At 62.0% G+C, this 20,890-nt stretch carries 19 protein-coding genes; 7 read left to right on the top strand and 12 right to left on the bottom strand.

Features of this window, described 5'->3' with window-relative positions; translation table 11 throughout:
- Nucleotides 1–31: 31 nt before the first annotated feature.
- From DWB23_RS14635 to dpsA (DWB23_RS14665), 7 genes are all read right to left on the bottom strand, one after another.
- Entirely contained in the window at nucleotides 32–2,860 is a 2,829-nt protein-coding gene (locus DWB23_RS14635; protein ID WP_121743539.1) for a sugar-binding domain-containing protein, read from the bottom strand.
- A gap of 146 nt (nucleotides 2,861–3,006) precedes the next feature.
- Nucleotides 3,007–4,626, bottom strand: coding sequence for a BCCT family transporter (locus DWB23_RS14640; RefSeq protein ID WP_121743540.1), 1,620 nt, complete (start codon nucleotides 4,624–4,626; stop codon nucleotides 3,007–3,009).
- 263 nt (nucleotides 4,627–4,889) lie between these two features.
- Nucleotides 4,890–6,125: a threonine ammonia-lyase gene (gene ilvA, locus DWB23_RS14645; RefSeq protein ID WP_121743541.1), complete on the bottom strand. Its 1,236-nt coding sequence runs from the start codon at nucleotides 6,123–6,125 to the stop codon at nucleotides 4,890–4,892.
- 4 nt (nucleotides 6,126–6,129) lie between these two features.
- Nucleotides 6,130–8,646, bottom strand: coding sequence for a GcvT family protein (locus DWB23_RS14650; protein ID WP_121743542.1), 2,517 nt, complete (start codon nucleotides 8,644–8,646; stop codon nucleotides 6,130–6,132).
- Between the two features lie 104 nt (nucleotides 8,647–8,750).
- A complete protein-coding gene (gene dpsA, locus DWB23_RS14655) occupies nucleotides 8,751–9,320 on the bottom strand; it encodes a DNA starvation/stationary phase protection protein DpsA (RefSeq protein ID WP_121743543.1) in 570 nt (189 codons plus the stop codon).
- Nucleotides 9,317–9,898: a DNA starvation/stationary phase protection protein DpsA gene (gene dpsA / locus DWB23_RS14660; RefSeq protein ID WP_121743689.1), complete on the bottom strand. Its 582-nt coding sequence runs from the start codon at nucleotides 9,896–9,898 to the stop codon at nucleotides 9,317–9,319. Before dpsA (DWB23_RS14660) ends, dpsA (DWB23_RS14655) begins: the two co-directional genes overlap by 4 nt.
- Nucleotides 9,899–9,911: 13 nt before the next feature.
- Entirely contained in the window at nucleotides 9,912–10,460 is a 549-nt protein-coding gene (gene dpsA / locus DWB23_RS14665; RefSeq protein WP_121743544.1) for a DNA starvation/stationary phase protection protein DpsA, read from the bottom strand.
- Nucleotides 10,461–10,820: 360 nt separating this feature from the next.
- On the opposite strand from dpsA (DWB23_RS14665), the gene DWB23_RS24030 reads away from it, so the two are divergent.
- Both DWB23_RS24030 and DWB23_RS14675 read left to right on the top strand, forming a co-directional pair.
- The gene (locus DWB23_RS24030) at nucleotides 10,821–11,120 is read left to right on the top strand and encodes a DUF6653 family protein (protein ID WP_394341751.1); all 300 of its coding nucleotides are present in this window, start codon (nucleotides 10,821–10,823) and stop codon (nucleotides 11,118–11,120) included.
- Between the two features lie 95 nt (nucleotides 11,121–11,215).
- Nucleotides 11,216–11,494, top strand: a complete 279-nt coding sequence (locus DWB23_RS14675; RefSeq protein ID WP_238717454.1) for a hypothetical protein — start codon at nucleotides 11,216–11,218, stop codon at nucleotides 11,492–11,494.
- A gap of 50 nt (nucleotides 11,495–11,544) precedes the next feature.
- Here DWB23_RS14675 and solA read toward each other — a convergent pair whose 3' ends face one another.
- A complete protein-coding gene (gene solA / locus DWB23_RS14680) occupies nucleotides 11,545–12,690 on the bottom strand; it encodes an N-methyl-L-tryptophan oxidase (protein ID WP_121743545.1) in 1,146 nt (381 codons plus the stop codon).
- A gap of 204 nt (nucleotides 12,691–12,894) precedes the next feature.
- On the opposite strand from solA, the gene DWB23_RS14685 reads away from it, so the two are divergent.
- Both DWB23_RS14685 and DWB23_RS14690 read left to right on the top strand, forming a co-directional pair.
- Nucleotides 12,895–14,037 (top strand): aromatic ring-hydroxylating oxygenase subunit alpha, encoded by a 1,143-nt coding sequence (locus DWB23_RS14685; RefSeq protein WP_121743546.1) that lies wholly within the window; start codon nucleotides 12,895–12,897, stop codon nucleotides 14,035–14,037.
- A gap of 23 nt (nucleotides 14,038–14,060) precedes the next feature.
- Complete coding sequence (locus DWB23_RS14690) at nucleotides 14,061–14,417, top strand: hypothetical protein (protein ID WP_121743547.1); 357 nt, start codon at nucleotides 14,061–14,063, stop codon at nucleotides 14,415–14,417.
- Between the two features lie 56 nt (nucleotides 14,418–14,473).
- Here the strand turns inward: DWB23_RS14690 and DWB23_RS14695 are convergent, their stop codons facing one another.
- Complete coding sequence (locus tag DWB23_RS14695) at nucleotides 14,474–15,124, bottom strand: helix-turn-helix domain-containing protein (RefSeq protein WP_121743548.1); 651 nt, start codon at nucleotides 15,122–15,124, stop codon at nucleotides 14,474–14,476.
- 504 nt (nucleotides 15,125–15,628) lie between these two features.
- Between DWB23_RS14695 and DWB23_RS14700 the strand changes: the two genes are divergently transcribed.
- From DWB23_RS14700 to DWB23_RS14710, 3 genes are all read left to right on the top strand, one after another.
- Nucleotides 15,629–16,426, top strand: a complete 798-nt coding sequence (locus tag DWB23_RS14700) for an alpha/beta fold hydrolase (protein WP_121743549.1) — start codon at nucleotides 15,629–15,631, stop codon at nucleotides 16,424–16,426.
- 89 nt (nucleotides 16,427–16,515) lie between these two features.
- Nucleotides 16,516–17,319: an alpha/beta fold hydrolase gene (locus DWB23_RS14705; RefSeq protein WP_121743550.1), complete on the top strand. Its 804-nt coding sequence runs from the start codon at nucleotides 16,516–16,518 to the stop codon at nucleotides 17,317–17,319.
- Nucleotides 17,320–17,438: 119 nt separating this feature from the next.
- Nucleotides 17,439–18,155, top strand: a complete 717-nt coding sequence (locus DWB23_RS14710) for a DUF2270 domain-containing protein (protein WP_121743551.1) — start codon at nucleotides 17,439–17,441, stop codon at nucleotides 18,153–18,155.
- 145 nt (nucleotides 18,156–18,300) lie between these two features.
- Here the strand turns inward: DWB23_RS14710 and DWB23_RS14715 are convergent, their stop codons facing one another.
- From DWB23_RS14715 to DWB23_RS14725, 3 genes are read right to left on the bottom strand one after another with little or no spacing between them, the layout of a single operon-like run.
- Entirely contained in the window at nucleotides 18,301–19,077 is a 777-nt protein-coding gene (locus tag DWB23_RS14715; protein ID WP_121743552.1) for an ABC transporter ATP-binding protein, read from the bottom strand.
- Nucleotides 19,068–19,910: an ABC transporter permease gene (locus DWB23_RS14720; RefSeq protein WP_121743553.1), complete on the bottom strand. Its 843-nt coding sequence runs from the start codon at nucleotides 19,908–19,910 to the stop codon at nucleotides 19,068–19,070. The genes DWB23_RS14715 and DWB23_RS14720 overlap by 10 nt, the downstream gene beginning before the upstream one ends.
- Nucleotides 19,907–20,827, bottom strand: coding sequence for an ABC transporter substrate-binding protein (locus DWB23_RS14725; RefSeq protein ID WP_121743554.1), 921 nt, complete (start codon nucleotides 20,825–20,827; stop codon nucleotides 19,907–19,909). The genes DWB23_RS14720 and DWB23_RS14725 overlap by 4 nt, the downstream gene beginning before the upstream one ends.
- Nucleotides 20,828–20,890 lie beyond the last annotated feature (63 nt).

Here is a 20,890-nt window from a genome sequence, read left to right on the forward strand (position 1 = left end):
AGTCCGCCACGAGTCTTGATCCGTGGACAGATCAGTCGTGGTCCACCCACGCGCCAGCGTCGTCGCCGTAGACGCGTTCTTCGTCCTGTCCAGCATCGAGAAGGCTGTCGAGAACGCCGGTTGAGAGCGTGGGATCCGGGTCGAACGATTCGGACACGAGGTAGGACTCGAGGCTCTGTCGGAACTGCCGGACCACGGGATCGTCTCCGGAGAGATCCAGCGTACAGACCGCGAGTTTGCCGTCGCCAACGGCGGTTTCGAAGTAGACGCCTAGCTTGTGGTTTCGGTAGATCGTATCGATGATCTGTACGGTGGGCTCGAATTCGGCGGGTGCATCGTCGAGAACGATCGGTCGCGAGCGCCGCAGGAGGGGCCACCACTGCCAGTTCGTGTGACCCTCGGTAGGAAAGGCGTTGAACAGCGGATGATCCGCATCCGTCGTCATCCCGAGGGTTCCCGGCTTGCCGTTTCGTTTGAAGATCTCGTAGTTCCAGAAATCCGGCTGGAACGCCCCCTCGAGACTGTATCGGAGCGCGCTCGACTCCGGGAGCAAGAGGATCGTCTCCCCGTCCTCCAGTCGCGCTCGAGTCGCCTCGTCGAAGCGCCGAGAAACGCCGATTTCGTCGGCGTCAACTGTAGCCTCAGGGGTCTCGGGATAGACCCAGATCGGATAAGCTGTTCGCAGGTCGACAGCGGAACCGTCCTCGAGTTCTTCGCCCTCGATCGTGAGGGTTATCTCGGCCCGAGCGGGCGCGTCGACGGCATCGAGCGAGGCATCGATCGTCCCGAGGGTCGCTAGACTGCCCTGTTCGACGTCACTCCGTTTGAGGTCGCCGGTGGCGATTTTCGTCCCGTCACGCGTCGCGATCGACCAGGTTGCGTTCGCGTCCGCGATCGTTCCGGGACCGTAGTTAGCGAGCATCGCCTCGGCCGTGAAGTTGTCGTCAGTTGTGACGGCGTACCGGTCGAACGAGAGAAGGGGGACGCGCGCGTCACAAAAACGACGCCATTCGTGGGGCTCGATCAGCCCCTTCGACTCCATGAACGAGTCGAGAATACCGATCATCGCAGTTCCTTGGCCCGGGAAGTCGTCGAGGCCGAGCAGCTGGAAGCCGCCGAAGCCGTCCGTCCGGAACGCGGCTTCGATATCTTCGCGATAGCACGCGACCGAAAGCGCCCCGGACGCGGCCTGAAAATCCGTATCGGAACCGTCCATGTAGCGGTCGGCAAGTGAGCGCTCGAATCGCTCGAGATTCCGGGCCCGAAGCACCCCGCGATACTTCCGTCTCTCATCGTAGTCGGGGTAGATCTGGTACTGGCCGATTTCGTGACCCACGACGGGGAGGTCGTAGGGCTCGAGTTTTTTCTCGTAGTCGACGGTCGTCGACGGCGGGGAATCGTTAACGTGTCCGGTTCCGCGGATGGGCGTTCGGTCGACGTCCCAGTGGCTGGCCGCGGGATCCTCGGGAACGTTGGCGGTGATAAAGAAGTTGTCAGCCGCTCCGGGGTGTGGCGAGGTGAGGAAGTTGTTCGCCCCGTAGGCGTACAGCCGGCGGTCGTCGAGCGCTCGACAGTGGCGGACGAGTTCGGCCATCCGATCTTCGTCGCCCTTGTTTTCGTTGCCGAGTGTGAAACAGACGAACGAGGGGTGGTTGCCGTAGGCCTCGAGAATGCGCTCGGCCTCTCGCCTGTAGTATGCGTAACCGTCATCGTCGTCGAGCGAGGTGCCGAAGTTCCACTGGGAGCACTCCGGTTGCAGATAGATCCCGACCCGGTCTGCCGCCTCGAAGGCGGCCTCCGGCGGACACCAGCTGTGAAAGCGGTAGTGGTTGATGCCGTACTCTTTGGCGGTCTCCATGTGGTCGATCCATTCGGCGGTCGTCGTCGGCGGATACGCGGTGTCGGGGAAGACACAGCAATCCGTCCGACCGCGCAGGAAGATCGTCGTTCCGTTGATCGCAAACTGCGTCCCGTCGGCTTCGAACTCGCGGAGGCCGAACGTGGTCTCGAACTCGCTGACGTAGGCGTTCCCGCTCCCCGCTGTCTCGAGCGAAACGGTCAGGTCGTAGACCGCCGGCGAGAACTCGTCCCACGTGAGCGCGTCGGGCCCGAGGTCGTACGTGAACTCGAGAGTCGTTCGACCCGGCTCCGATCCGTCACCGGCATCGACCGAGACGGACCGGTCGACGGCGTCTACGACGTGGGTCTCACCGGTGGTCACGCTCCGGGCAGCGGCCGTGAGCGTTCCCTGCTGAGCGGTCTCCGTGACGTTATTGAGGCGTACCGTGAGGTCGACCGCGTTCTCGCTCGGGTCCGGGTTCGTTCGGACGCTTTCGATCCAGACTGGTGGTGTCGCGTCCAATCGGAGGTCACCGACGACGCCGTTCCAGTTGGTCTGTGTGTGTTCGGTGCTCGCGTGCGATCGGCGAACGCCCGGACGATCCATCGAATCGTCAGCGTTGTCGACTCGGATGGCGAGTTCGTGCTCGCCGGGCCCGATCGCCCCAGTGAGGTCGTAGACGTGCGGGGTACTCAGACACTCTCGTGAGCCGATGTGTTCCCCGTCGACCCAGATCGCCGTCGGTCTGGTTCGCTCGAGCGAGAGCGTCACGCGTTTGTCCGCCCAAGAATCAGGGAGAGAGACGGTGCGGCGGTACCACGCTGCCCCCTCGTACCGGTGAGTCCGCTGGAGGTGATCGCGCGGTTGATCATCGACTTCGTTCCCGTAGCCGTACTCGTCAGTCGTCCCGGGGAGGAAAATGGTCCCGTCGACATCGTCATCGGACGGCTCTTCGACATATCCGTCGCGCTCGGGATCGAGCCGAAGATCCCACGGTCCCGATACTGAAAGTGGTTGCACGGGTATCGTTTCCAGCGGGAATTCATATAGCTGCTCCGCCCTCGGCTGTCTTTTGCCGCGCGAAGAATTCCGTGACAGCAGCGGCGTAGTTTCCGTCGGGAACGACGATCGTGGTCGACGACAAGCGATGGGGAGGACCTCGAGGTTCAATCGTCCTCGGACGCCGACACCCCGGTCGACGCCGACGTCGACTCGGTCTCCTCGAGGAAGACCGCCCGCTGACCGCCGAACGTCAGTATCATTACTGCGACGGCGAGCAGCGTGATGATCGCGAAGGGGCCGCCGGCGATGATGGCGGCCTGCTGGAGCGCCTCGGTGCCGCCGCCGACCATCAGCAGCGAGGCGAGTGCACCCATCAGTCCGCCCCAGATGACGCGATTGATCGTCGACGGCTCTTCCTTCCCGCCGGTGGTGAGCATGGCGAGTGCGAGCGTCGATGAGTCCGCTGAGGTGATGAAGAAGGTCGTCACCAGTACCAAGAACAGAACCGTCAGGAGCTCTCCGGCCGGAAGCGCTTCGAATAGCGGATACCCGGCGACGGCCTCGTCGAAGCCCCACGCCTCGAGCGTTCCGAGGATATCGGTCTGTCCGGAAGACTGCATGTAGATCGACGTGCCGCCCATCGTGGCGAACCACGGGATCGTGACGCCCGTCGAGGCGAGAACGCCCGTCGCGGCGACCTGGCGGACGGTCCGTCCGCGGGAGATGCGGGCAATGAACAGTCCGACGAACGGTGCCCACGAGAACCACCACGCCCAGTAGAAGATAGTCCAGGCGCCGACGAAGTCGCCGTCGGCCCCGACCCCGCCGGTTTCGCCGGCACCGAGGTAGAGGCTCATCGTGACGAACTCGTTGATGTAGCCGCCGAGGGCCTGGGTCCCGACGGTCACGATGTAGATCGTCGGTCCGAGGATGAACGCCGCCGCGGTCAGGATGGCGAACAGGCTCATGTTGAAGATCGAAATTCGAAGAATGCCCCGTTCGACGCCGAGTGCGACGGAGAGGGTGAACGCGATTGTCAGGCCAGTGATGACGAGCACCGTTCCGGTGTCTCCCAGCCCGACGCCGGCGCTGTACTCGAGACCGACGAGAAACTGGTTGCCGACCAGCCCGAGCGTGGTCGCGATGCCGCCAATGGTCGCGAACACCGCCAGGATGTCGACCGCTTTCGCCCACGGGCCGTCGAGGTTGTCGAAGCCGACGATCGGGCCGATAATCGTCGAAATCCGCATCGGCGCGTCCCGCCGATAGGCGAAGTACGCGATCGGAATCGCCACGATCACGTACGCCGACCACGCCGACAGGCCCCAGTGGAAGAACGTGTACTGGAGGGCGGCGACGGCAGCGCTCGTCGACTCCGCTTCTGCGCCCGATAGCGGCGAGGGCGAGGAGTAGTGAAAGATCGCTTCCGCCGGACCCCAGAACACGATTCCGGCGGCGATTCCCGCGGAGTACAACATCGCGAAGTACGCGGAGAAGCGAAACGCCGGCGCTTCGTCTTCGGCACCGAGTTTGATGTTGCCCCACGGCCCGAAGATCAGATACAGGACGAACACCACCAGCAGGAACATCGAGACGAGGTAGGCCCAGCCGAGTGACTCCCAGAGGAACGCGTTCGTCCCCTCCATGCGATCGAACGCCGCGTCGGGCCGGAGGAGAAACGCGGCCACGACGATTGCGGTTGCGACGAACCCGACACCGAAAACGGTGTAATCGAGCTCGTCGAGGAACGTTCGAATCGACGTGCCTTCGTCGCGTTCGCTCATCGCGAGTTACCCCGTTTCGGGAATCGCCAACCTATGTCGTTTCACGCGGTCCACTGACCGCTGATCGGCGGTGTTTCGTCCGTCGGGTAGCGTTGTGTGTCTCGCCATAGCACATCATGCTGTTAGATACCAATAACCATTATCAAGATTCGTCTGTATCACCTGTGCTGTTTATAATCAATTCTGCGGACGCGCGTCTGGCTATCGGAGTAGGAGGTGGTGAAAGCGAAACAAAACAGCACCGGTTCCGGATAGAACGTCCGTCAGGCGTTGACGTGTGTCACCTCGTACCCGCTGTCGCGGATCGACCGGATGATCGCCCGCGACTGGGCCGAGCCGCTCGTCTCGACCTGAAAGACGAGCGTCGCCTCACCGACGTCGAGTTCGGGAGCGGAGCGGTCGTGACGGACGGCCTGAATGTTCGCGCCGTGTCCAGCGATGATCCCCGATACCTCCTCCATCTTTCCGGGACGGTCGGTGATCCGAACGCGCAGCCGTAACAGTTGCTCGCGGTCGGTCAGCGCGTGAACGAGAACCGTCTGGAGCATCGTCATGTCGAGGTTGCCGCCGCACAGCAACGGCATTACCGTCTCGCCGGTTACGTCCAGATCGTCGCTGAGAATCGCGGCGACCGAGGCCGCGCCCGCTCCCTCGACGACCTGTTTCGCACGCTCTAACAGTAGCAGAATCGCGCGGGCGATTTCGCCGTCCGTAACGGTCACCACCTCGTCGACGTGCGACTCGATGAGCGAGAGCGTCAACTCCGAGACGCCGCCCGTCGCGATGCCGTCGGCGATCGTGTTCACCGAATCGAGCGTGACCGGATCGCCCTTCTCGAGGCTCTCCGGGACCGTCGCGGCGTCGGCGGCCTGGACCCCGACGATCCGTATTTCCGGAGCCAGTTCGGCGAACGCGGTCGCGATCCCCGAGATGAGACCGCCGCCGCCGATCGGCACGACGACTGTGTCCACCGCCGGGAGGTCCTCGTACATCTCGAGCCCGAGCGTTCCCTGTCCGGCAACGATCGCGGGATCGTCGTACGCGTGGACGAACTCCGTACCCTCGTCGCCGACGAGACCCGTCGCGTGGTCCATCGCCGCCTGAAAGTCCGTTCCGACGAGTTCGACGTCCGCGCCGTAGCCGCGAGTCGCATCGACTTTCGCCTGTGGGGCACCCTTCGGCATGACGATCGTCGATCCGACGCCGAGCGTGGTCGCCGCGAGCGCGACTCCCTGCGCGTGATTACCCGCACTGGCCGCGACGACCCGATCGACGCCGCCGTCCTCGAGACACCGTTCGATCTTGTTGTACGCGCCGCGCGTTTTGAACGAACCCGTCCACTGGAGGTGTTCCATCTTGAGGTGGACCTCGCCGCCGGTCAGGTCGTCGAGCGACGTGCTCCGCTCGACCGGCGTGCGTTTGATGATCGACTCGTCGTCGAGCCGGTCGCGAGCAGCCTCGATGTCGGCGAACGTGACGGATTCGAACTGCCGGGTCATGCGATCACCGGAGCATCTTCTCGCGATCCGGATCGAACAGCGGTTCGTCCCGGACGGTCGCCGGATAGCGCTCGTTCTCGTACTCGATCTCGACGTCGCGACCCGCCTCCGCGTACGCCGGCGGGAGGTAAGCGTACGCGATCCCCGAATCGATCGTGTAGCCGTAGCCCGCCCGCTCTACGGGACCGAGGACCGCGCCGTCGTCCGGGTCGATCACGGGGTGGCCGCAGTCGACGAGCGCACCCGGTTCGTCGAGCGTGATCGGCGCGATCTCGCGCTCGAGCCCCGACTCGCGCGCCCGCATCAGCGCCTCTTTCCCGACGAAGTCGGTCTCGAGGTCGACCGCGAAGCCGATCCCCGCCTCGTACGGGTTGTACTCGGGGGTGATGTCGGACCCCCACAGCCGGAACCCCTTCTCGAGGCTCGTCGACTCGAGGGCGGCCCAGCCCATCGGGACGATGCCGTGTTCCTCGCCGGCGTCCTCGATCGTCTCCCACAACTGCGCGCCGTACTCCGTGGGGGCGTACAGCTCCCAGCCCAGTTCGCCGGCGTAGGAGAGCCGGAGCATCGTCACGGGGATGCTCCCGAGGGACGTCTCTCGGGCGGTGTAGAACGGGAACGCGTCGTTCGAGAGGTCCGCCTCCACCAGCGGCTCGAGGACGGTTCGCGCTTCGGGGCCGAAGACGCCGATGCCACAGCGACTCGAGTCGTGGACCGTGATCGAGACGGAGCCGTCGTCCGGGGCGCGCTCGCGGATCCACCGCGAGTGCAGCGTCGCGGAGTTCCCGCCGCCGGTGAACAGCACGTATCGGTCGTCCGCGAACCTGGCGACCGTCACGTCCGCGAGGATCCCGCCGTCCTCGTTGCACATCGCCGCGTAGCGGATCCGACCCAGCGAAACGTCGACGTCGTTCGTCAGGAGCCCCTGGAGGAGGTCGGTCGCGCCGTTGCCGGTCACCTCGATCCCGGTGTAGGTGGTCATGTCGACCATCGCGACCCGGTCGCGGACGGCCTGGTGCTCGACGCCCTGCGCTTTCGACCAGCCGAGGTCGAGCCAGTCCGGCCTGTCGGGGACGTCGTACTCCTCGAGCAACGTCTCGTTCGACGCGTACCACTGGGGTACTTCCCAGCCGCCCGAATCGTAGAACTCCGCACCGAGTTCCGCCTGCCGGTCGTAGAACGGGCTCCGCCGGAGTCCGCGCTGCCCCTGGGGCTGCTCGCGGGGGTGGATCAACTGGTAGACCTCCTGATATTGCTGAGCGCCGCGTCCCCAGGTGTACTCGCGCGAGCCCGCGTGGGGCTGGAACCGAGAGATGTGCGCTCCCGAGGCGTCCACGCGGTCCCCGTCGAGACGGGGAATTCCGTCTTCCATCCAGTGGGCGATCACGCTCCCCGCGCCGCCCGACTGAGTCACCCAGATCGCGAGCGCCCACCAGAGGCCGTCGATCTCCTCCGTCGGTCCGAGAATCGGGTTGCCGTCGGGCGTGAAACAGAACATGCCGTTGATCCCCGATTCGAACTCGGCGTCCCGGATCGACGGGACGAGTTCGCCGGCCGCTTCGGCGGCCGTCCTCTCGTGGTCGGGGTGCGTGTTCTCGTGGAAGTGCGCTGCCGTGAACTCGCGCAGCGACGGGTACTCGAGGCCGAGATCCTCGAGTTGCTCCGGCCCGTAGATGTCCGCCGGATCGACGAGCAGCGGCTCGTGATTGTACGAGCCGATGCCGTAGCGCTCGCCGTGTTGGCGGAAGTACAGCGAGGCGTCCTGGTGGCGCAATACGGGCTGTTCGATCTCCCGACTCGCGCCGTCGAGTTCGGGTAATTCGTCGGTGACGAGGTACTGGTGGGCGCAGGGAACCAGCGGAACGTCGACGCCGACCATGTCGCCGAACAGCGGTCCCCAGATGTTGGTCGCGACGAGCACCTCGTCGGCCTCGATGCGACCTCGATCGGTGACGACGGCCTCGATACTCCCGTCGGCGACCTCGAGGTCGGTCACCGTGGTCTCGCCGTGGAAACTCGCTCCCGAATCTCGGGCTCGTTTCGCCATCGTCGCCGAGGCGTCGACGGCGTGGGCTTTGCCGTCCGTCGGCTGGTAGTAGCCGCCCAGGATGGTCTCCTCGTTCACCTGCGGGACGCGGTCGGCAACCGCATCGGGCGAGAGGAGTTCGCCGCCCTCGAGTCCGTAGGCGCGGCCCCACTCGAGCTTCCGTTTCAGGTACTGCCACCGGTCGTCGGTGGAGGCGACCTCGATACCGCCGCTCGTGCGAAAGTCGCCGAGTTCCGAGTAGAGATCACGCGTGTAGGCGGCGAGTCGCGTCATGAGCTTGGAACTCGAGGTCTGAAAGACCAGTCCGGGCGCGTGCGAGGTGGAGCCGCCGGTCTCGAACAGCGGACCCTGATCGACCACGACGACGTCTTCGCGTCCGAGGCGAGTCAGGTGGTAGGCTGCGCTGCAACCGACGCAGCCGGCACCGACGATTACGGTTCCCGCGGTGTCGGGGATCGTGTTCCCTGTACTCATATAACATACTGTCGTGCCCCACGAGATCGCATAGCTCTCCGGGTGAATAATCTGGGACGTATATACGCTGATGGAACGAATCCTACGGGTTGCCCCGAAACGATTCACCTGGTCGCGTCGCGCAGCGCGAGCGTATCGTCTGCAAGGTATCGATCGAGGACGTGTGCGTCCTCCTCGAGCGTCTTCAGATGGCGGCGCAGGAGTTCGCTCGTCGCCACATCGCCGAACCGGTCCGCCAGTTCGATATGGTCGCGCCACTGCACCGCGAGCGTTGCGTACCCGTCGAGGTCACGCTCGAGCGACGAGCGGACATCGTAGTGATGGGCGTCTTCGATGAATATTGGCGCGTGTTGGCGGATGCCCATCGGCCCACAGGCCGGCACACCGCCGAGCGCGGTGATCCGAATAGCGATGTCGTCGGTCATCTCCGTGAGCCGGTCGGCAGCATCCTCGAGGAAGTCACCGAGTGGCCCCGACTCGGCCCCCTCGACGAGCCAGTAATGCTTGCGCACCTGATTGAAGAGGATATACAGCCCCGATACTTCGCTGTTCAAGGCTGTGACCAGCTGTTCAGCCACGTCCCGTTCGAGACGGAGCGCACTATCGTCGACCGTCTCCCACTCCTGACGGACGTGAGACGGGTCGGGTCGTCTGAGGTGTGGTGTACTCGTCATCGTTCCTCCAACACCGCCGCGCGAACGAGCGTATCGTCTTCGAGTAACTGCTCGATGACGTGGGCGTCCGCTTCGAGGTCTTCGAGGTGGTCACGGAGCAGTTCGGCCGTGCCCGGATCGCCCCTCTTTTCTGCGAGAGCGATGTGTTCCCGCATACTGACGATCAGGGTCGCATACCCCTCGAGATCACCGTCCAGGGAGGTACGAAGATCGTATAGATCCTCGGCCTCGAGATGAACTTCGGCCCGTTCCTGAATCGTCGGCGGCGTATTTGGCGGGACCCCTCCGAGTTCGACGATTCGAATCGCGAGGTCGTCGGTAACCTCGCGCACGCGTTTGTAGGCATCCTCGAGGAAGTTAGCGACCTCCTCGTGTTCGGCACCTGCAGCGGTCCAGTAATGCTTGCGAAGCAGGTAGAACAGGTTGAACGATCCCGCGTGGTCGACGCTCAGGGCGTCAATGATTACTTCAGCGTCGGCGCGGTCGACCCGGAGTGCGTTCTCCGCGATGGTGCCCCACTCTTGACGGCGCTCGCCCGTATCGGGCTCCCGAACGAGCCTGCCTTGTTTTTGTGCCATTCGGGTCACCAGTTCAGTGAGTGGCATCCTCGAGGACGAGCGTGTCGTCTTCGAGGTAGTGTTCGAAGTGGTGAGCGTCTTCTTCGAGGTCGACGAGGATCTCGCGCAGTATCTCGCCGGTCGCGGGGTCACCGAGGTTCTCGGCGAGGTCGATGCTGCCGCGCATCGACTCGATGATCTCGCCGTACGTCTCGAGGTCGTTCTCGAACATGGTGCGGGCGTCGTAGACGTCTTCGCCCTCGAACTCGACGGTCGCGCGCTCCTCGAGGTTCGACGGACCCGAGACGGGGACGCCGCCCAGCGCCTGCGCGCGCTCGGCGATCTCGTCGGCACCCTCTTCGACGTGCTCGTAGGCCTCCTCGAGGAACTCGTGCAGCGATAGGAACTCGGCGCCCTCGACGACCCAGTGGTGCTTTTTGAGCTGGTGGTAGAGGACGTACGAGTTCGCCAGTTCGGAGTTCAGTGTCTCGACGATCTGTCCGGCTTTGTCCTGATCGAGCCGGAGCGCGTTTTCGTCGACGGTGCCGGCCTGTTGACGGACGGTCGTCTCTTGAGTACTCATCGAATGAGGGGTAGTGCTCCACAACCATATATCTTTCAGGAGGCACACATTTTCGGGAGACCTAAACCTGTTTTGTAGATCCGGTACTCTCAGAGGCCTTGCTGAAATCATTAGAAAAAGACAGGAGCGAACCACCAGTGATCAATACAGAACGCTCACACATCTCCCAAGGCGATGATACGATGCCGAATCTATTTGCAGCCAGCACCTTACTCTGTAGGTATGCCCTCGCTTGAAGAGTTTGAGCAAACCTTCTGGGAGAGACACTCGAACCCAAAAAGCGGCTGGAGTCGCGTACTCGTGCTTCCCGTCCTTCTTTACGCGGTATATCATCGGAATTGAAAACTCGCGGGTACCGCGATGGTATTCACAGCCATCAACCCGTTGCTGTTCTCACCATCAGAGAGCAACGATGCGTGGATGACTCGAGTAGTGCTTGCCGAAGAATGGTGGACAGAAGAGCAAGAACAGCGTGTTCTCGGATTATCGTATCCGAACGTTCTCAACTTGATCAACATCCCTGTAACGGGATACGCATTCGTCTCCGCCTATCGGAAAAAGCCGATTCGAGCAACGCTGAGCGGGGTAGCTTCTATGGTACTGAAATTCTGGTATGTCGGGAGTCTCGTCCGCCGACACGACGCAGAAATGTCAGAATGAGCTTTTGATGTCAATATGCACTCATACCTATCACACTACTTCCTATCAGCGGCAGATGGTTTCAACAGAGCCATTACAACCAACTCTCAAAGTGCTTGAACCGGCTTTCCCGATTGCGACTGATCGATCAACACGTCTCGATCACCGGTGAGTGTACATTCCAGCGGTCATCGCTTGGCTACGATGCGTTCTCGAAACTCAAATCCCACGTCGAAGAGCTTCGCTGGACGCCGACCGGAGGCGGAGAACGGACGCACGAATACGCGTTGTTCTCCCGAAGCGGCTTCACGCCGGCCGTCGAGGAGGCCGCTGAAGAACGGGACGATCTGCGATTGTTCGCCGTCGAAGACGTCGTCACTGCGCTGAGTTCGTAATCACATCGATCAGCCAGCGTCGCTCCGGATCAGCGTCTTTGCCGAGACGACTACTCGTCGAAGCGCTCGAGCGAGAACATCTCGATGGAATGCTCGGTCTCTCTCTCCGTCGCGAGGTCCGCGAGCACTTCACCGATCGCGCTGGCGAACTTGAACCCGTGCCCGGAGAAGCCGGCGCCGACGACCACTTGCGGGTAGTCGGGAAGCGTATCGAGTATGAAGTGTTCGTCCGGCGAGTTCGTGAACATGCAGGTGGCGAGGCGCATCGTCGGCCCGGCGCCCTCGGGGAAGTAGTTCTCGGCGAACTCCCGGAGGATGCGCTCGTCCTCGGGCTGGGGGTCGGTCTCGTAGTCGTCGGGATCGACCCGCTCGTCGCGGTGGTGGTAGCGGCCGAGTTTCATCCCCGGTACGTCGTAGATCGGCAGCCCGTAGAACCGGCCCTCGGGAACGCTCAGGTTCCACACCGGGAACTGATCCGGTTCGAACCGCGACGGCGTCTCCGGCTGGAACCACGCGAGCACCTGGCGCTCGGGGACGGCGAGCCCCTCGAGCGCGTCCGCGAATTTGGCGTTCCACGCGCCGGCGGCGAGCACGAGCTTTGCGGCTTCGTAGGTTCCCCTATCCGTCTCGACGCGGACGCCGCCGTCAGCCGTGTCCGTCCACCCGTCGACCCGTTCGCGGGCGCGGATCTCGCCGCCGGCTGCCTGCGCTTGCTCGACGTGTGCGACGATCGCCTGTTCCGGGACGACGAACCCGCCGTCGGGCTGATAGACCGCCAGGTGGTCCTCGGGTAACTGATAGCCCGGAAAGCGTTCGGTCACCTCGCGGCTCGTGAGCACTTCGTGCGGGATATCGTACCGCTCGCACGATTCGAGCGAGCCCCCGAAGACGATGTCGTCCTCGGCCCCGGCGTCGATCGATCCCGTTCGGTGGATAACGTCTCGTCCCGTTCGTTCGGCGAGGTCGTCCCAGAGTTCGTAGGCTCGTTCGACGAGCGGAATGTAGGAGGGGTGTTCGTAGTAAGCACGTCGAATGATCCGCGTGATGCCGTGGGACGAACCGCTCGTGTGGGGAATATCGTACCGCTCGAGCCCCAGCACGTCGAGTCCGCGTCGAGCCAGATGGGCGGTCGTCGCGCTTCCCATCCCACCGACGCCGATCACGATCACGTCGTATTGATCGTCAGGTGTTCCCATACTCCACACGGGTTCGATAACGGCCCCCTTGATGGTTTGCCCGTGTCACCTGCGATACTCAAGTAGTACTCGCAGAACCCCCTCCTTGGTGGTCGCCATCCTCCCGTATCCCCGTTCCGTTCGGTCCGACAAACGGTACTTATACGTCCTCACTACCTGCGATCAAGCCTTATTGACTGGTACGACAACACATGGCATATACTCATGACCAGGTGGAACAACGGTCTCGACGAAGTCGAACGCGTCAGCGAAGATATCACCGACGAGACGAACGCACTCCCGGCGCAGTACTTCACCGATCGCGAGGTCCATGAGATGGAAAAAGAGAAGGTGTTCGGACGGTACTGGATCTACGCTGGTCACGCGAACTGCGTGCCCGAACCGGGCGACCACTTCACCCGAACCATCGGCGACAGCGAACTCATCGTCGTTCGCGACCACGAGGGCGAGGTTCGGGCGTACTACAACGTCTGCGCCCACCGCGGCTCCGCGATGGTCGAGGAGACGCCGATGACCGACCCCGGCAACGCGCGACGCATCCGCTGTCCTTACCACCTCTGGACGTACGACCTCGACGGATCGCTCACGAATACGCCCAAGAGCTTCGAAGACGCCCGGTTGAACCCGGATCTCGAGGACGGGGAGGTCGCCGAACTCGATGCCGATCGAAACGCCCTTCTGGAAGTTCGCTCCGACCGAATCGGCCCGTTCGTCTTCGTCAATCTCCACGATGATCCGCCGCTGTCGCTCGAGGAACAGGCCGGAGCGATGAAAGACGAACTCGAGGCGCTTCCGCTGGGCGAGTACCAACTCGCGAGGCGATACGTCTCCGAGGTCGAGTGTAACTGGAAGGTCTTCGGCGGGAACTACTCGGAGTGCGATCACTGTCAAGCGAACCACCAGGAGTGGGTCGAGGGCCTCGAACTGATGGATTCGGAACTCGAGGTCGACGACTACCACTGGGTGCTCCACTACAAACACAAAGAGGACGTCGACGACGAGGTGCGCATCCACGACGAGCACGAGGCGAAGTTCTACTACTTCTGGCCAAACTTCACCGTCAATATGTACGGCACCGCCAACGGGTACGGCACCTACATCATCGACCCGATCGACGAAAACCGGTTCCAGCTCGTCGCCGACTACTACTTCCAGGATTCGGAGCTGAGCGACGAGGAGGCGGAGTTCGTCCGAACGAGCCGACAGCTCCAGGAAGAAGACTTCGAACTGGTCGAACGACAGCAACGCGGACTCGAGTCGGGCGCCATCGCACAGGCACAGCTCGGGCCGAACGAACACACCGTCCACAGGCTGCACTTGCTCGCACAGGAGGCCTACGAGGCGTGACCGCGATCGACCGCTTCTGAGTCATGAGCCGACACCACTCGCACGCGTTCGAAGCCACCTGTTCGGACTGTGGCGTCACGAAAGCGGCCGAATCACCGAACGAACTGATCGAATTCTACCGCCGCCACAGTCGACACACGAGCCACGAACTCGTCTGGACGCGAGCCGACGTCGCGTTCGAGCTTCCCGCCGCGGACGACCTCGAGTGCGTCGTCGTCAAACTCGAGACCCACTACGACGAGGGCGTCCCGGTCGGGATCGTCGCCGCCGCGATGAGCGATCGGGGAGCCACCATCGGTGAGACCCTCGAATCGATCCGGGACGTGCGTCTCACCGGCGCGCTCTACGAACCGCGGGACGATCACGTCGCAGTCGTGTGACCGCTCGCCGTCAACCCCGTTCCGCCGTCGCTGGCGTGTTCGAGCCCGTTTTGCCGTCACTGGTGTTCTCGAGCGAGCGTCGCCCGAATCAGTTGTTCGGTGCCGCGACGGATTCGACCGCCGGCGGCGGTAGGCGAGATATCGAGCCGGGCGGCGAGGTCCTCGAGCGATATCTCGCGCGGCTCCTCGAAGTATCCCTCCTCGTACGCCGCCATGATCGCGTCGTACTGTTCGTCGGTGAGTTCCGCGGCGACGCCCCTCGTCCACTCGTCCTGTCGAAACATGCGATGAAGCTCGAACGCGTATCCTTCCCGCTCGCAGTACGCACAGAGGTCGGCCAGCGCGTTCCGATCCGGCAAGTGAAGCCGGACGTCCCACCCGCGGCTGTTGCTCACGCACTCGAGGAGAATGCCGTTGAGTTCGATCGTCTTGGTCGAAATCAGCTTCGTCCGCTCGGTGTGGCGCAGTTGATAGATCCGATTCGAACCGGACTCGTCGACGAGCGTCCACCACGCGACCGTGTGGTCCTGCTCGAGCGCCCGATCGAACGTTTCGTCGACGCCGCTGACGACGAAAAAGAACCGCCCCGTCTCAGGGTCCGTCGTCGAATGGCTCACGACTTCGATTCGTGCGTCCGGATACTCGCGAATCGTCGGCGCCAACGCGAGATCCGGATGATCGATACTGATATCCGAAATGAGGCTCACGGTTCGGTCCCTCGTCTGTGTCGAATTATCGGCGTTTGCCGATCTCCGTGCGACGAATACCGCTCACAGGCGTCACCCGCTCGCTGTCCCGGGAACGTGTTGGGAGCCGGTGTCCCTCCCGGAGCCTCGTGCTCGAGTGGCTGCGATCGAACCCATCGACTGTTTCCGCGGAACCGATACATTGCCATGTTAACACACACCTTTGACAGATTCTTAAGCGTTCGGTTCACATCCACTCAGGGAACTGAAATAACGGGACGAAAAATGTATAATCCCGAATTGCAGTTGGGGTTCTCTGTGACATCCACCTAGACGTGACCACAAGAGCTTCCGTCCCGCGTTAGGAGGGAATACTCTTTTGAAATTGATGGCCTTGCTGAAACCCTCAAACGGTTATGGGTTTCGACAATCGTGCTGAATTCATAACTCATATCGCACAAATTTTGTTCTTTTGCATGTGGGGAGTTAACGCCTCTCGGAGCGTACATACGCTCTCCGATTAGCATGGAAACAGTCACCTCAGCAGATGGAACACCGGTTGCCTTTGAACGAACGGGAAGCGGGCCTCCCCTGGTATTGGTGCATGGGATGGCCAGCAATCACGCACGATGGGAACTGTTTGATGTCCGGCCTAGGCTCGCAGAACACACAACCGTCTATGCCATGGATCGCCGTGGACACGGCGAGAGTGGCGACATCGAAGAGTACGCGCTTGAACGAGAGTTCGAGGACGTAGCCGCAGTTGTGAACGCTATCGACGAGCCAGTACACCTCTTCGGGCATTCTCACGGCGGGCTCTGCGTGCTGGAGGCGGCCCTGAGAACCGACAATTTGCGTAGTCTCATCATATACGAACCTGCCGGGCCCTGGGAAGAAGAACATCTCTACTCCGAGGAGATGAATGAAGAGTTGGAGGCGCTGGTAGCGAACGGCGAGAACGAACAGGCACTCCTACTGTTTCTGCGTGAGGTCGTCAATCTGCCGGAGTCACGGATCAATGACCTCAGGGCAGCGCCGAACTGGGCAGCCCGGGTGGAGGAGGCCCCTACATTGCCCCGAGAATACCGGGCACCCGTATCCTACGCGTTCGAGCCTGAACGGTTTGTAGACATGACCACACCGACGTTATTGTTAGTCGGTGGTGAGAGCCCACAATGGAGTAAAGACGTGGCAGAACAGTTTCACGAAACGCTCCCGAATAGCCGAATTTCGGTGCTAGAGGGACAGGGACACGTGGCTATGAATACTGCGCCAAACCGCTTCGTCGAGGAGGTGTTTGCGTTCGTACAGGAGTTCCGGTAACGTTACTGATGGATTTTCTCTGCCGAACCTGTTCACCCACGTGTGCGGAAGAGCCACATAGTTTGCTAACGTACCGGAACCGAGGAAAGATGGAAACAGTCACGTCAGCGGATGGCACATCGATCGCGTTCGAACGATCGGGAAGTGGGCCTCCGTTCGTGCTCGTCCACGGAACGACCGCGGACCACACCCGATGGGAACCAGTTCTTTCCGCTTTTGAAGAATACTTCACCGTCTACGCACTCGACCGGCGTGGCCGCGGTGAGAGCGGTGACGCCGCGAAGTACGACCTGAAACGCGAGTTCGAAGACGTAGCTGCAGTCGTCGATTCGATCGACGAAACCGTCGTCCTGCTTGGGCACTCCTACGGGGCGCTCTGTTCCCTAGAGGCGTCCCTGCGGACTGACAACCTTCGGGCGCTCGTCCTGTACGAGCCACCGATTCCGGTCGGCGGCCACGAGATCTCCCAGGAAGACGAACTCGCGGAGATGGCGTCGTTGCTTGACGGGGGCGAAGACGAACAGGCACTCGTCCTCTTCTTGAACGAAATCGCTGACATCCCATCGGCACAGATCGACGCGCTTCGGGCGGCGCCGAATTGGCAAGACCGTGTAGACGCCGCCCACACCGCGTCTCGCGAGACGCGGGCGCCCGACAATTATCACTTCGATCCCGCCCGGTTCGAGCAGATGACGGCGCCGACGCTGTTGCTGATGGGTGGAGAGAGCCCACGCTGGTTCAAGGACGCGGTAGAGATGGTCGCCGACGCACTCTCGGACAGCCGAATCGTCGTCCTGGAGGGCCAGGAACACGTCGCCATGAACACCGCGCCTGACCTCTTCGTTGCCGCAGTGCTATCGTTCATCGACGACTTGAACCCTCACGCAGATTAGTCCTATTCACGATAGAGCCCGCGTACTGAACGCTGAAACTTATCACAGAAAAGATGATACTTTGTTAACTCTACCGAGTGTATAGAGCACGTTATCCCGGTCGGAAGCGTGGAACTGACATGGACGATACATCTGATCGCCTCGAGACGCAAGACGAGGAGGTTGCGGCCGATGCCGGCACTGATCCGGAAACGTTCCTCTCGCTCCTCCCGCATTTTTATCGAGGCAGTGTGAGTCAGGCGGTAAGCGCACAGGATCGCCTCGACCGAACAACCGACTGGGCGATCACCCTTATCGCCGCCTTGCTCTCGGTCGTGTTCGCAAGTGAGGACATGCCAGCGTACCTCCTGCTAATCGGGCTGATACTGCTGGCTATGTTCCTCTTTTTCGAAGTCCGACGCTATCGATTCTATGACGTGTGGCGGTCTCGAGTCCGGTTCGTCCAGGAGAACACCTTCGCAAACGCCTTCGATCCCGCGGGCGTCGAACACCATCCGAACTGGAGAGAAGAGATCGCCGACGACCTCCGTCAACCGACGTTCAAGGTTTCGTACCTCGAAGCCCTGTCTCGTCGGGTCCGTCGGGTGTACGCGTTACTCTTTATCGTCGTCGGGGTCGCCTGGGTCTCCAAGATCACTCTCTTTACCCCCGAAGCACAGTGGACTGAAGCCGCGGAGCTCCCGGGAATCCCTGGCCTGGCCGTCGCAATAGTGATAGCTTTGTTTTATATCGCAGTCCTTTTAGTTGCGTTCTGGCCTCGCAAACGCGAGGCGAAGGGAGAGATCCACGACGTGGAGCCTGGCCATTGGAAAGAAACGGACGATGAACGTCAGTAATCCGTTTCGGTTGCGAATACCGCCGACCGATTACGTGCACAGTGGTAAACGAGACGCTGATCGCTACAATCAGCGAGTCCTCGTCGCCTCCGTCTACAACATCAACTGGACGACTCCGCGTTGAATCCCGTCACCGTCTCGAGGTTTAATAGAGCCGGCTGAAACTATTTCTGATTCTTGCGACGTAATCGACGAAGTCGTGATCTGTCCGTTCGCGCGGGCGCTCTAAGTCGATAGAGACGGTCGTCCGAACGGTTCCAGGGTCGGAATCCATGATGACCACGCGATCAGCCAGCGTCACCGCTTCGTCGATGTCATGCGTGACGAACACGACGGTCTGACCGGTCTGTGTCCAGATATCGAGTAGTTCGGCGTGCAGGCGGTCGCGCGTCCGAGCATCGACACTGCCGAACGGTTCGTCCATCAACAGGATCTCTGGATCGACGGCGAGGGCGCGAGCGATCCCGACACGCTGTTTCATCCCTCCCGACAGTTCCTTCGGATAGGCGTCCTCGAAGCCATCGAGCCCGACGAGGTCGATCAACTCTCGGACCCGTGCCTCGCAGTCCGCGCACTCACATGCGGGACGGTCAAGCCCGAATCGAATATTTCCGCGGACGGTTCGCCAGGGGAACAGTGCGTACTCCTGGAAGACCATTCCTCGATCCAGACCTGGATCGGTGACCGGCTCCCCGCCAACGAGAACCGAGCCACTGTCCGGATCGTCGAGACCGGCGATCGCCCGCAACAGAGTGGTCTTCCCACAGCCGGACGGACCGACGACACAGCAGAACTCGCCCTCTACAACCGAAAAGGAGACGTCTTCGAGCGCTTGCGTCGATTCGTACGCCTTGCTGAGGCTTCGAACCGTTATCTTCTCGCTGGACTCCTGTTCGTCGGACGATATTTCACTCATCGCCACGCGAGGACCCTCCGTTCGAGTAGTCGAAACCCGACGTCCATACAGAGGAACGCGAGACTGATCAGGAACATGTACGCGACGCTGGTCGCCATCGCGAGGTTGTTCGAGGCGTTGATGATCTCGTAGCCAACGCCGGGTGCGCCGAACAACTCGGCACCGACGACGATCATCCAGCACCGCCCGATGCTCGTCCGGAACCCCGTCAACACCTGGGGAGCCGCGCTTGGGAGCGCGACGAGCTTCAGCATCGCGAGGTCGCGTTCCACCCCGAGCGTCGACGCGGCATCGGTCAGCTCGCTCGAGACGCCTTCGACGCCACCGTAGGCTCCATAGAAGTTGATCCAGAACGCGCCGACGAAGACGATGAACGCCGCGCCGGCGTGATGGATGCCGAACCAGACGATTGCAAAGACGATCCATGCCAGCGGTGGGATCGGCCGCAGCACCCGGACGAGCGGCCGAAGCCAGTCGTCAAGGGCTCCGTTCCAGCCCATCGCCAGTCCGAGACCGATCCCACAGCTCGCACCGAGAAGGAGGCCAGGGACGTAGTGGAACAACGTCTGTGCCAGGTGTGCGAGGCCGGTCGGCAGCACCAGACTCGATCCCAGAACTGGGACCACAATCGCAGTCGAGGTTGCGAACAGGTCTACAAACGCGCGCACCGAATCGAGGGGGCCCGGCACCAGATACGACGGCTGAGTCATCATCGCGCCGACCCACCAGACGAGAAGGAACGCGAGGAGCCCGCCCAGCCCGCGTAGATACCGCCGCAGGTCACCCTCGAAGTTGCCGGCGACCACCGTGTTGGAACTGGTGTCAGTACGCGTGCTCATTCCCGGATAGTGTCGTAGGGTTCGAACGCAAACAGGCTCTCGGCCGCGATCGGTTCCTCGACGTTTCTGACGTTCGAGACGAACTCACCCATCGTCGCGGCTTGGTCGGTGATCGCGTGTGGATCCGAGAGGAAATCCGACGCCTGCGAGTCCATCGCTGCCGCGGCGAGATCCTCGCTTACCCCGGAGCCGATCACCGACGCGGCGTGAGCAGCGGCCGCATCCGACGAAGCTGCCGTGAACTCGGTTGCCGCAATATGTTGCTCGACCAGCGATTCCGAGACTTCACTGTCGTCGATCACCTGCTGGTTCGCGAACAGTACCGTGACGGGGTGATTTTCCAGGATATCTCCGGACCAGGCGTGTTCGCCGAAACCGTCATTCTGGTCGATGATCGTCGCGAACGGTTCTTGGATGATTGTCGCGTCGATATCGCCCGACTGAATCGTCTGGACCGCCTTCGCCGGTGGAACCTTCGACTTGTTGATGACGGAGTCCATCTCACCAACGTCGAGGTCCTCCTGGATCCAGTACCGTAGAACGATATCGGGGACGCTCCCGTCCGGAGGGACACCGAATCGTATCTTGCGTCCGCGCTCCTGCTCGAACCGTTCGAACGTGGCCGGTCCCTCCCGTTCGTATCGGTCGACGAGTTCGGTTGTAGCCATGATCTTGAAGCCGTTTTTCGAATTCGCCGCGAGAATACCGGCCTCAGTGCCCTTGTCGATGAGTACCATCGCAGGGGTGATTCCGAACAGCGCAACGTTGACGTCTCCGCTAGCGAACGCCTTGACGACGCTCGGCCCGGAACTGAACCGCTCGATAGTGACATCCGTGGGGATGTCCTCATAGTAGCCCTCTTGTCTCATCACGTAGTGTTGCATGTTCGGATAAATCGGGACGTACGCGACAGTCACTGAATCGAGTGATCCCCCACCTCGACCGAGACAGCCAGCGATTCCCGTTGCAGCAACTGTGCT

This window comes from Natronorubrum halophilum (assembly GCF_003670115.1).
GTDB lineage: Archaea > Halobacteriota > Halobacteria > Halobacteriales > Natrialbaceae > Natronorubrum > Natronorubrum halophilum.